The organism is Enterobacteriaceae bacterium ESL0689 (assembly GCA_029433525.1).
Lineage (GTDB): Bacteria > Pseudomonadota > Gammaproteobacteria > Enterobacterales > Enterobacteriaceae > JAQTIF01.
In genome coordinates this window covers 1451652-1463838 of the sequence record JAQTIF010000001.1, presented here as the reverse complement: position 1 = coordinate 1463838, position 12187 = coordinate 1451652, and the positions used below count along the sequence as shown (strand labels likewise).

Annotated in this window: 7 protein-coding genes; 4 read left to right on the top strand and 3 right to left on the bottom strand. The window is 50.5% G+C overall.

What is annotated here, in order from left to right; genetic code table 11:
- Positions 1 to 40 precede the first annotated feature (40 nt).
- Both dnaX and apt read right to left on the bottom strand, forming a co-directional pair.
- Positions 41 to 1954, bottom strand: a complete 1914-nt coding sequence (gene dnaX / locus PT300_07105; protein MDF7680371.1) for a DNA polymerase III subunit gamma/tau — start codon at positions 1952 to 1954, stop codon at positions 41 to 43.
- A gap of 92 nt (positions 1955 to 2046) precedes the next feature.
- Positions 2047 to 2598, bottom strand: coding sequence for an adenine phosphoribosyltransferase (gene apt / locus PT300_07100; protein ID MDF7680370.1), 552 nt, complete (start codon positions 2596 to 2598; stop codon positions 2047 to 2049).
- 318 nt (positions 2599 to 2916) lie between these two features.
- Between apt and PT300_07095 the strand changes: the two genes are divergently transcribed.
- Together PT300_07095 and rsmS are read left to right on the top strand one after the other, a co-directional pair.
- The gene (locus tag PT300_07095) at positions 2917 to 3444 is read left to right on the top strand and encodes a primosomal replication protein (protein ID MDF7680369.1); all 528 of its coding nucleotides are present in this window, start codon (positions 2917 to 2919) and stop codon (positions 3442 to 3444) included.
- A gap of 14 nt (positions 3445 to 3458) precedes the next feature.
- On the top strand, positions 3459 to 3629 hold the full coding sequence (rsmS, locus tag PT300_07090) for a pleiotropic regulatory protein RsmS (GenBank protein MDF7680368.1): 171 nt from the start codon (positions 3459 to 3461) through the stop codon (positions 3627 to 3629).
- 43 nt (positions 3630 to 3672) lie between these two features.
- Here the strand turns inward: rsmS and mscK are convergent, their stop codons facing one another.
- Positions 3673 to 7014, bottom strand: a complete 3342-nt coding sequence (mscK, locus tag PT300_07085) for a mechanosensitive channel MscK (GenBank protein ID MDF7680367.1) — start codon at positions 7012 to 7014, stop codon at positions 3673 to 3675.
- 617 nt (positions 7015 to 7631) lie between these two features.
- Here mscK and acrA point away from each other — a divergent pair.
- Positions 7632 to 8828, top strand: coding sequence for a multidrug efflux RND transporter periplasmic adaptor subunit AcrA (gene acrA, locus PT300_07080; protein MDF7680366.1), 1197 nt, complete (start codon positions 7632 to 7634; stop codon positions 8826 to 8828).
- A 22-nt stretch (positions 8829 to 8850) separates the two neighbouring features.
- Positions 8851 to 11997: a multidrug efflux RND transporter permease subunit AcrB gene (gene acrB / locus PT300_07075; GenBank protein ID MDF7680365.1), complete on the top strand. Its 3147-nt coding sequence runs from the start codon at positions 8851 to 8853 to the stop codon at positions 11995 to 11997.
- Positions 11998 to 12187: the final 190 nt, after the last annotated feature.

Here is a 12187-nt window from a genome sequence, read left to right as displayed (position 1 = left end):
AATTATCGTTAAAAATACTAATTACAAGTCAAACCTGTAATCAAATGGGACGAATACTGTCTTCATCCAGATCGGCATCAAAAAAACGACGCAGCATCTGAATGTTGTTATCTGCCATTATCGCTTCGCGTGCCTGTGCGAGCTTCTCTTCATAAATCGCCTGCCGCCACTCTTGTGGCGTGCGCATAGCCGGATTATCGTCTGCCACCACGGTCAGTTCAACTGTTGTACCGGAAAACGTACTGAGCGCCTGCGCCAGCTTTTTGCGCGTATCCGCGGTATTCAGATGTTGCTGACCTGAACGAAGATGCAAACAGATGCGGTTTCCTTCCTGTTCTTTCCATGCGTTCAGCGCCACCTGCTCGACCAGTTTTGGCATCGTGAGTTGACTGATTTCCGCCGCCCAGCTATCACGCGCCGCCGCTTCAGACGCCAGTTTAGCGACCATTTCTGCTGTTTTTTCGTGTTCGAGCGCTTTTTTGAGTGCTTTTGGCGTGGCAATGTCCTGTTTTACCGTTTCGGTATGGGTCGTCGCTTTCCAGCGATAGGGCTCTTTTGTCGTGGTGTCACTTTCCTGTTCCACCGCTGCCGGACGCACCACCGCATGCCCGCTAAGGGTATGTAGCCGCTCCTGGACTGTGGTATTTTTCGGCCGTTCGCGGGATAAAACGACCGGATCAGACTTTTTTGCTGCCGTTTCTCCCTGGCGCTGCTGTAGCAGGCTACGCGCGGCCAGTACCTGGCTGGTGGCGGATGGCAAAACAGGATCATCTGACACATCTGCTGAAGCGGAAGAGGAAACAGGCGGTGAAGCGCTGACCGTTGCCTCAGCCGCTACCGACGAGGCTTGCGGCTCCGGTAATGGCGCTTCGGGATGGAATGCCAGCGCACGCAGGAGGGTCATTTCTACGCCCATTCGTCTGTCTGGCGCATAAGGTAACTCCTTACGGCCAATCAATAACGTTTGATAGTACAACTGGACATCCGTGGGGGGGATAGTGCGCGCCAGTTCACGTATTCGCCCTTCTGCTGCTGTCATCTCAGGCGCTAAAGCTGAAGTTGATAACTGAATCATGGCGATTTGATGTAGCAGGCTCTGCATGCCGACTAATAACGCTTCCCATTCGACACCCCGTGAAGCCACTTCACTGACACCTGCCATCACGCGCTCACCATCGGCCATCACCAGAGCTTCAAGCAATAAAAGCGCCTGATTATCATCAAGGGTGCCCAGCATTGCGCTGACAGAGGGGTAGCTGATGTGCCCGTTGCCGCTGGCAATCGCCTGATCCGTCAGGCTTAAAGCATCGCGTAAGCTACCGTCGGCGGCTCGCGCCAGTAGCGGCAGGGCGCGAGGTTCAAAAGTCACATTTTCCGCCGTCAGGATATGTTCAAGCTGATGCTGGATCTGTTCACTATCCAGCGCTTTTAAATGAAATTGCAGACAACGGGAGAGGACAGTTATCGGTAACTTTTGCGGATCAGTGGTCGCTAACAGGAACTTGACATGTTCCGGCGGTTCTTCCAGCGTTTTCAGTAACGCATTGAAGCTATGACGCGATAGCATGTGGACTTCATCGATCAGGTAGATCTTAAAGCGTCCACGTGCTGGCGCGTACTGGACATTATCCAGTAATTCCCGGGTATCTTCGACTTTAGTGCGGGAAGCCGCGTCAATCTCAATCAGGTCAATAAAACGCCCCTGCTCTATTTCACGGCAATGGCTACAAACGCCGCAAGGCGTCGCCGTAATACCGGTTTCGCAGTTCAGCCCTTTTGCCAGTAAACGGGCGATGGACGTTTTACCAACCCCGCGCGTGCCGGAAAAAAGGTAAGCGTGATGGATACGTCCCAGTGTCAGGCTATTTGCCAGTGCTGTCAGCACATGTTGCTGACCGACAACATCAGCAAAGGTTTGTGGGCGCCATTTACGGGCTAAGACCTGATAACTCATGGGCTGGCTCTGCAACGTGAAAAAGAGAGATGCACAAAGCATTGATGCTATCACAGCCCCGGCCGATCAGCGAGGCTGCGGGTCAGGAATATTTAGTGGCCGGAGAAAGAAATCAGGCTATAGCAGCAGATCCCTGCTTCTTTCAGCCGTTCTTCACCTTCGAGATCAAAAAGATTAATAACAAAAGCAGCATCATGGACATCACCACCGAGACGACGGATCAGTCTGACCGTTGCTTCGGCTGTCCCACCGGTCGCCAGCAAGTCATCGATGATCAGGACTTTATCGCCCCGTTTAATCGCATCGACGTGGATTTCCAGTTGGTCAGTGCCATATTCCAGTTCGTAGCTCTCTGAAATCGTTTGCCGTGGGAGTTTATGCGGTTTACGTACCGGAACAAAACCGACCCCTAACGCCAGTGCCACTGGCGCACCAAACAGGAAACCACGCGCCTCAGTCCCCACAACTTTGTTAATCCCGGCATCTTTATAGTGATCGGCCAGCAATTCTATACTCAGCGCGTAGGCTTTCGGATCTTCCAGCAAGCTGGTGACATCACGGAAAAGAATACCGGGTTTAGGGTAATCCTGAATACTCTGGATGCTGTTCTTGAGATATGCAAGCTGCTGCGCGGTTGCGGTCATATGTTTATGCCTGATAAAATACTGTATTACTCACGAATAGCATTTAACACAACAAAGAAAAAGCCGCTTACGCTTTGACCATGACTATCCGTGCTCGAAAAGGCCAGAATTTACTGTTTGCTGACAATAAATGCAACATTCATTACGATGGATTAATGTGTTTTTTTCGTTGTATCGGGCCGTAACCTGTATTATGGTAACGCTCCCGTTGATCATCGTGAGGTTAATCCGCAACGTCGGACGACACATCATGGCGGAAATAGTCTGTTTTTTCCTGTCAGCGCACCATTATCATATCAGGCAGAGAGAGAAAGCGTATTGAAGTCCCGCCAACTGTTACGCACCCTGGAAGCGCAGATCGATCAACTGACCACCCGTGTTGCACCACTGGCGCATCACGCGACGCTCAGCGCACGTTTTGATCACCAGCTATTCTCTACCTGTAGTAGCGTAATACAGTCTTATCTTGATGAAATTAAATATAATTTTTCCACTCTGCAACATGCGGTTCGCCATCAGCGATTGGCGCAGGTTTGCTGGCTGACACAGCGACTGAGCGCTCAAATGACAGCGCTTAACCGGGAAGCCGCTACCTGGTCATTGCGCCGCTGGGATAGTCCATCCGCGAAGATAAATCGCTGGCAGCAGCGACGCCTGATACACCAGCAGTATGAGCATCGCCTGGCGACCATGTATCATGAGCATCAACAACAACTGGCGCAGGCCACGACGTTTGCCGAACAGCAACGCTTAGCCCGGGAAGTCGATATTTATGCCGGGCGGCTGGCGAACTGTCGTGCCGCGCTGCAAAAAATAGAACGCGTGCTGGCACGCCTGACACGATAGAGGCAGGAAATAAGATGTCACTGGAAAATGCCCCTGATGAGATTAAACTTGCCGTCGATTTAATTATGTTGCTTGAACAGAGCCAGCTGCCCGCTCAGACGGTGTTAGAGGCGCTGGAGATAGTGAAGCGTGATTATGAAAAGAAATTAAAAGCCGCCGGAGAGTCCGATACGGCTTGCGGTTAAGCATTCAGGCCATCAGGGCGATATTCATCGCCCTGATGTGCGATCACCCCGCTATCGGCGCACTATCATCCCCACCGATATTTCGCCTGACTTCGGTGACGTCCTCGCCATTTTCATTGTGTAAATGAACTTCTAATTGATTGAACGCGATATCGATATTGTTAACCCGACAGAGGTGATCAATCGTCCGGTTGAGTTCATCAACCGTACAGCTACGATCGCGCAGTTCCCGCACATATACCCGCAGCTCATGGTCGAGGGTACTGGCTCCGAAAGTGGTAAACAGCACAGATGGTGCTGGTTCTTTCATGACTTTAGGATGATCATGCGCCGCTTTCAGCAATACCTGTTTGACTTTATCAAGGTCAGAGCCATAGGCCACACCGAGCTGGATCACCACCCGGGTAACCGTATCGGAAAGCGACCAGTTAATCAGTCGTTCAGTTACAAAAGCTTTATTGGGAATAATCACTTCTTTGCGGTCAAAATCGGTAATCGTCGTCGCACGGATCCGGATTTTACTGACTGTGCCGGAAAAAGAGCCAATCGTGACGGTATCACCAATACGCACCGGGCGTTCAAACAGGATGATCAGACCGGAAACAAAGTTACCGAAAATCTCCTGCAAACCAAAACCTAACCCAACAGACAGCGCGGCGGCCAGCCACTGTAATTTATCCCACGATACCCCCAGGGCACCAAATACCGTCATGGCACCCACGGCGATAATCGCGTAATTGAGTATCGATGTAATCGCATAGGAAGCGCCCTGGCGCATATTGAGCCGCGATAAAACCAATACCTCCAGCAAGCCCGGCAGGTTGTGGATCAAGGCCCACGCAACAATGGCAGCGATAATCGCAAATAACAGATTCCCCAGCGTGACACTTTTTACCACGCTGTCTCCGGCTTCATTGCCGTTGTAGTGCCATAGCGTAATGCTGTCGAGGTAAGCAAATACGCTGATAAGATCCGACCAGATTAGCCAGAACAGGACACCAAACAGGGCAATCATCACCAGCATGGTTATACGTAAGGTTTGCTGACTGACCTGTTCCAGCGCAATCACTGGTTCTTCCTGGGTCTCTACCCCTTCGACTCCCTCTTTGATCAGTTTCTGACGACGCACCAGCGCACGCCGCATCGCGATACGTCGTGCGGCGACACTCAAACCACGCAGTACTGTCTGGTAGAGCAGGTTCCACATCATGACCAGATAGACCGTGTCAATCCAGCGACCAGAGAGACGCAATGTGGTATAGAAATAGCCCATGGCGGTTAAAGCCATCAGCAAGACAGGCACGATCGAGAGCACGGTAACAATCAATAAACGCAGACCGTGTGACTCTTTATCACGCCAGCTTTCACGGCATATTGGCCATACCAGCACCGCGATGAGTAACAGATTGAGAAAGATGACTAGCTGCCCTAATACATCTTCCATCAGGCTTAACGGTGACAGTTCTGACAGCACCGACCAGAAATTGAGCGGCAGCAGAGCCAGTGTGATGCGAACAATTTGCCGACGCCAGTGGCTGGTCAATTCGGGCGGCATATTAAAGTGTCTGATCGCGACACCATTGTTCTCCAGCACCTTCCAGCACAGGCCAAATATCAGCCAGAACATCGCCAGTTTTTTACTATACGCCCATAACAGATCGCTGATATTCAGCTGCATGGTCAGCAATATCAATCCTGCCGCCAGAATCACTAATACGACCGGTAAGGCTCTGATCAGATCGATCAGGATCGCCTTGAGGGTATGCAGCTGGCTGTCATGACGTAAATCTCCGACCTGAGACGCCAGCTGATCCTGATAGCGACGTAGCCACGGCAGACGCCAGTGGATAAGCGCTGCGATCAACAGCAACGGTAAACCGGCGAGGAAAGCAACAAATACCGCAGGCCATGCTTTGTGCCAGTTAACGGTGATTTTCATTGCGTTAAATTCATTTTTTAACGCCCCCGGAAATGACTTAATCCACTCCCAGTTCATCGGTCTGTTGCTGTTGACCCAAAAAATCTGCTGCGTGAGGATGGCTTTCAGGTTGCCTGATACGCTGATCAGCTGCTGCTGATTGATTTGCAGGTTAATCGCGACCATCAACTGATTGCCAAGCTGTTTATTCAGCTGATCGAGCAATTCACGGCGCATATCGATAATGTCCAGCAGAGCATCATGCACCGCAGGGGTTATTTCGCCACGGTGTCCCTCTTCCAGTCTGGCGACAAAGGCATCACTCTGGAACAAGGCGTCACGTTGTTGATTGATCTCAAACTGTTCGAGACGCATATCGGCAATCTGCGTTGCCATATCTCCCAGCTCTTCCGCTGACGGTAAGGTCTGTTGCTGTTGATACAGGATACGTGACAGCAACAGGCTTCCTTTAAGGATGGAGATTTGTTCTTTGATATCGCGTTCAGATTGCAACGCCCGATCAAGCCAGTTTTTTACCTGAATATTACGCTGGACCAGCTGATTACCCTGCCCGGTGACCCGCACCAGCTTCTGGCTGAGCTGATGGTTAATATCCAGTTCCTGGATGATCAGTGGGTTGCTCTGCAGTGTCGAGGTTTCATTGGGCGTCACCGCTTCACGCGCCGTCTTTTCTGTTAACAGTAAACGTTTACTGTTAACCACCTCCTGCAACAGCTGCAATTGATGTTCCAGACGCTGACTGTTGGCACTGACGTAATCACGCTGCTTTTGTAACGTGTCCTGGAGAAGAGTGTTGCCTTCGAGGCTTTTACGCTGCAGATCAATTTGCGCATTCAGCAATGTCTGTTGCGCTAACAGCAATCCCTGCAGTTCAGGTGGTAATACCTCATCACCGGTCACCACAGAGGCGCTATTCAGGCGATTGCGAATTTGCTGAAGCTGCCGGGAGGCGGAATACATCGCATTTTGCGCCCGTTCTGGCTGCGTTTGCAGAGCGACCAGTTGACTATTGTAAGTTGACAGATCAGTCTGTGCCGTTTGTAAGTCATCCTGCAGCTGAGCGACGCGGGATTCCAGTTGCCGCAAAGAGAGCGTCGTCAGCGTTTTGCGTATTGTTTCATCGTCAGGCTGATTACTGAGGGCATTCAGGTTATTCACCGCCTGACGCATTTTAGCTGGTGCCTGCTCAATCTGTTGCCGTAATTGCGCGCTATCGGATTTTATTTGTTCTATTTTATCGAGTGTGTCAAGGGTCTGCGACAGATCCTGCTGCACCCGTTTGTCCTGTGCAGAGAGATTTTTTTGTTTACTCAACACCGTAAGTTGATTCTGAACAACCGAGCGATCCGGAAGATCCACCGCCAGCGCGGGCATATTGCCTACCCAAAACAGCAAGATCATAACAAAAACAGAGCAGGCACTGCGCCAGCGGAAAGTATGCAGCATATTCATTCAGATGAGCCGTCACTAAAACCGGAAATACCGGAGGTTGTTGTTGTTTTCAGATTAACATTTCTACCGTAGCACGAATAGCCACAACGGTGGACAGAAATGGCCTCTTTTACTGGCTTTTCTGCTTGACTGGCTGATCGGCAGCCTGGAGGAAAACGGGGCCATCGTGGTCATGCCATTTTTATCATAATGCTGACAAGGATAACGGAAAGTGGATCGTTGGCGCGTTTTACCTGATACTCAATCTCAAGCTCGCTGATGCGGCTTCCGGTAGTATGGCGGTTTTATTAAAGTCAGCAGGATCTATTTTTTACTATTTCCATCAATGTCCCTTCTGGCGTGATAGCGGTCATTTATTGCTAATGGGGTACGAAATCGGTGATCTGTCGCGCGCAGAAAAAACGCAAAACATTAGCCAGAATAGATATTCAGGTTTGCAGAAGTCCGTTGTTTAGTTTTTCGTGCCATAGATCGATGGGTTAACCGCAGTTACGCTTACATACATTTATGAATGTATGTACCATAGCGTAATCATAAACAGAAACATAATAGTGGGTTTGTGGTCGTTTGAGCCACTGAACAAATTGAAACTGGATACTCGAGGTTTACATATGAACAAAAACAGAGGGTTAACGCCTCTGGCGGTCGTTCTGATGCTCTCAGGCGGCTTAGCGCTAACAGGATGTGACAACAAACCTGCTCAACAAGGGGATCATCAGCGCATACCGGAAGTCGGTATCGTGACGCTTAAATCAGCGCCTTTGCAAATTACCACTGAGCTACCTGGGCGCACCAACGCTTATCGGGTTGCAGAGGTTCGTCCCCAGGTGAGTGGAATTATCCTGAAACGTAACTTCATTGAAGGTAAAGATGTTCAGGCCGGCGCATCGCTTTATCAGATCGATCCTGCGACATACCAGGCTAGCTATGAAAGTGCAAAAGGCGATTTAGCTAAAGCGCAGGCAGCGGCGAATATCGCGCAGTTAACGGTTAAACGTTATGAGAAACTGCTCGGCACGCAATATATCAGCCGCCAGGAGTACGATACCGCGATTGCCAACGCCCAACAGAGCGATGCCGCCGTGGTTGCGGCTAAAGCAGCGGTTGAAACGGCGCGGATTAATCTGGCTTATACTAAAGTGACCTCACCCATCAGTGGCCGTATCGGTAAGTCAACGGTGACTGAAGGGGCACTGGTACAAAATGGCCAGCCTGCCGCTCTGGCAACCGTTCAGCAACTGGACCCTATCTATGTTGATGTGACGCAATCCAGTAATGATTTTCTGCGTCTGAAGCAGGAGCTGGCCGACGGTACGCTGCAACAGGAGAATGGTAAAGCTAAAATAGAACTGATGACCGATGACGGGATCAAGTATCCGCAAAGTGGTATCCTGGAGTTTTCTGACGTCACCGTTGATCGGACGACGGGCTCTATCACGTTACGCGCCATCTTCCCCAATCCGGACCATACTCTGCTACCCGGTATGTTTGTTCGTGCTCGTCTTCTTGAGGGAACCAACCCGGATGCGTTGTTAATTCCACAGCAAGGCGTGACCCGCAACGCACGAGGAGAAGCGAGTGTTATGGTGGTTGGTGAAGGCGATAAAGTCGAAGTTCGTCAGGTGACCGCCGTTCAGGCCATTGGTGATAAATGGCTGGTGACCAGCGGTGTGCAAAACGGCGATCGCGTGATTATCTCCGGCCTGCAAAAAATCCGACCCGGCGTGCCGGTAAAAGTGCAGGAAGTGACTGCTGACGATAAACAGCCAGCCGCAGGCCATGCTCAGTCAGCATCACCACAGTCTTAACTTAAACAGGAGCCGTTAAGACATGCCTAATTTCTTTATCGATCGTCCTATATTCGCATGGGTGATCGCCATTATCCTCATGCTTGCTGGGGGACTGGCGATCCTGAAGCTGCCTGTTGCACAATATCCAACGATTGCGCCACCTGCTGTTTCAGTCTCCGCCAACTATCCTGGCGCAGACGCCAAAACAGTGCAGGATACCGTTACCCAGGTTATCGAACAAAATATGAATGGTATCGATAACCTGATGTATATGTCCTCCGACAGTGACTCCACGGGGTCAGTACAAATCACGCTGACGTTCGAATCCGGTACTGATGCCGATATCGCTCAGGTACAGGTGCAGAATAAATTACAGCTCGCCATGCCGTTACTTCCACAGGAAGTTCAGCAACAGGGCGTGAGTGTGAAAAAGTCTTCCAGCGCCTTTCTGATGGTTGTCGGTATTATCAATACCGATGGCTCTATGTCGCAGGACGATATCGCTGACTATATTGGTTCTAACCTGAAAGATCCGCTCAGTCGTACTGCCGGGGTCGGTGACGTTCAGCTATTTGGTGCCCAGTATGCGATGCGTATCTGGATGGACCCCAATAAACTGAACAATTTCCAGTTGACTCCCATTGATATCGTCAATGCCATTAAAGCGCAAAATTCTCAGGTCGCAGCCGGTCAGCTGGGCGGCACACCGCCCGTGGAAGGTCAACAACTTAACGCCTCTATCATTGCGCAAACACGTCTGAAATCGGCTGATGAGTTCAGTAATATTCTGCTGAAAGTTAATCAGGATGGTTCCCAGGTTCGTCTGCGCGATGTCGCCAACGTCGAACTCGGTGGTGAAAATTATGACGTTATAGCCAGATATAACAACATGCCAGCCTCGGGGCTGGGGATCAAGCTGGCCACCGGTGCGAATGCACTGGATACCGCCGCCGCTGTTCGTGCCGAACTGGATAAACTGAAGCCGAGCTTCCCGGCAGGCATGAAGATCATCTACCCGTATGACACCACCCCCTTTGTTAAGATATCGATTAATGAAGTGGTGAAAACACTGGTTGAGGCGATCATTCTGGTCTTGCTGGTAATGTACCTGTTTTTACAAAACTTCCGTGCAACGCTGATACCGACCATCGCGGTGCCGGTTGTTTTACTGGGGACCTTTGCCATTCTGGCTATTTTTGGCTACTCAATAAATACCCTGACCATGTTCGCTATGGTGCTGGCGATAGGCTTGCTGGTCGATGATGCCATTGTGGTCGTCGAAAACGTCGAGCGTATTATGGCCGATGAGAAACTACCCCCCAAAGAGGCGACCCGGAAATCAATGGGGCAGATTCAGGGCGCACTGGTTGGGATCGCGCTGGTACTTTCGGCGGTATTTATTCCAATGGCTTTCTTTGGTGGTTCTACCGGGGCTATTTATCGTCAGTTCTCGATTACTATTGTTTCAGCAATGGTATTGTCAGTGCTGGTGGCATTAGTTCTGACACCCGCTCTGTGCGCCACGATGTTAAAACCGCTCCCGCAAAATGGTCATACTGAGCATAAAGGGCTATTTCGCTGGTTCAATCGTATCTTTGAAAAGAGTACCAATCATTATACCGATAGCGTCGGCAATATTTTGCGCGGCACCGGTCGTTATCTGGTGATATATCTCATGATTGTCGTCGGTATGGCGCTGTTGTTCATTCGTTTGCCAACGTCATTCCTGCCAGATGAAGACCAGGGCGTGCTTTTGACCATGGCGCAATTACCCCCTGGCGCAACCCAGGAACGAACTCAGAAGATCCTCGATCAAGTGACGGATTACTACCTCACTCATGAAAAGGATAACGTTGAGTCTGTGTTTGCGGTTAATGGCTTTGGTTTCGCCGGACGCGGTCAGAATACCGGTCTCGCTTTCGTTTCCCTAAAAGACTGGAGCCAACGCCCAGGCGCACAGAATAAGGTCGAGGCTATCGCAGGCCGCGCAATGGCACAATTTTCACAAATTAAAGATGCCATGGTTTTTGCCTTTAACGTGCCGGCGATTGTCGAGCTGGGTTCAGCGACCGGGTTTGACTTCGAACTGGTCGATCATGGCGGTTTAGGCCATGAAAAACTCACTCAGGCGCGTAATCAGTTATTGGGTGAAGCGGCGAAACATCCCGATATGCTGGTCGCTGTTCGCCCCAATGGGCTGGAAGATACACCACAGTTCAAGATCGACATCGACCAGGAAAAAGCACAGGCTCTGGGGGTATCCATCAGTGATATTAATATCACGCTGGGCACCGCCTGGGGGGGAAATTACGTCAATGATTTTATCGACCGTGGTCGTGTAAAGAAAGTGTACGTTATGTCCCAGGCGAAATATCGTATGCTTCCGGAAGATATTGGTAACTGGTATGTGCGCGGCAATGATGGCCAAATGGTGCCCTTCTCTGCCTTCTCAACATCACGCTGGGAATTCGGTTCGCCACGCCTGGAACGCTATAATGGGTTGCCATCAATGGAAATTCTGGGCCAGGCGGCACCGGGAAAAAGTACCGGTGAAGCAATGGCAATGATGGAGCAGCTCGCCAGTCATCTACCAGAAGGGATTGGTTATGACTGGACCGGAATGTCTTATCAGGAACGGTTGTCCGGTAATCAGGCACCCGCATTGTATGCGATTTCACTTATTGTGGTGTTCCTGTGTCTGGCGGCACTTTATGAAAGCTGGTCAATTCCGTTCTCGGTAATGCTGGTCGTTCCTCTGGGGATTATTGGTGCATTGCTGGCGGCGACACTACGTGGTCTGACCAATGACGTCTATTTCCAGGTGGGTCTGTTAACAACCATTGGTCTGTCGGCGAAAAACGCGATACTTATCGTCGAGTTTGCTAAAGATCTGATGGATAAAGAGGGGAAAGGACTGGTTGAGGCCACTCTGGAAGCGGTACGTATGCGTTTACGTCCTATTCTGATGACTTCGCTGGCCTTTATCCTTGGGGTCGCACCACTGGTAGTCAGTACAGGTGCCGGTTCTGGATCACAGAATGCCGTCGGTACTGGTGTTATGGGTGGGATGGTGACCGCTACGGTTCTGGCTATTTTCTTTGTTCCTGTATTCTTCGTCGTGGTTCGTCGACGCTTCAGTAAGAAAACAGAGGATATTGAACACAGTCATCCACCCGTACATCGTTAAATCCCTCTTCAGAAAGGGCCGCAGATGTGCGGCCCTTTTTTATATTTATCAACGTCATCCCCTGTCTTTTTCATCTGATATGCATGATATAAACCCACCAGAGAGCGGGAGAACAAAACAGGCATATCGTATGTGAGCGCTGCGGTCACCATCCCCCCAATCGACAGGATCAGTGAATTAACACCCGGAC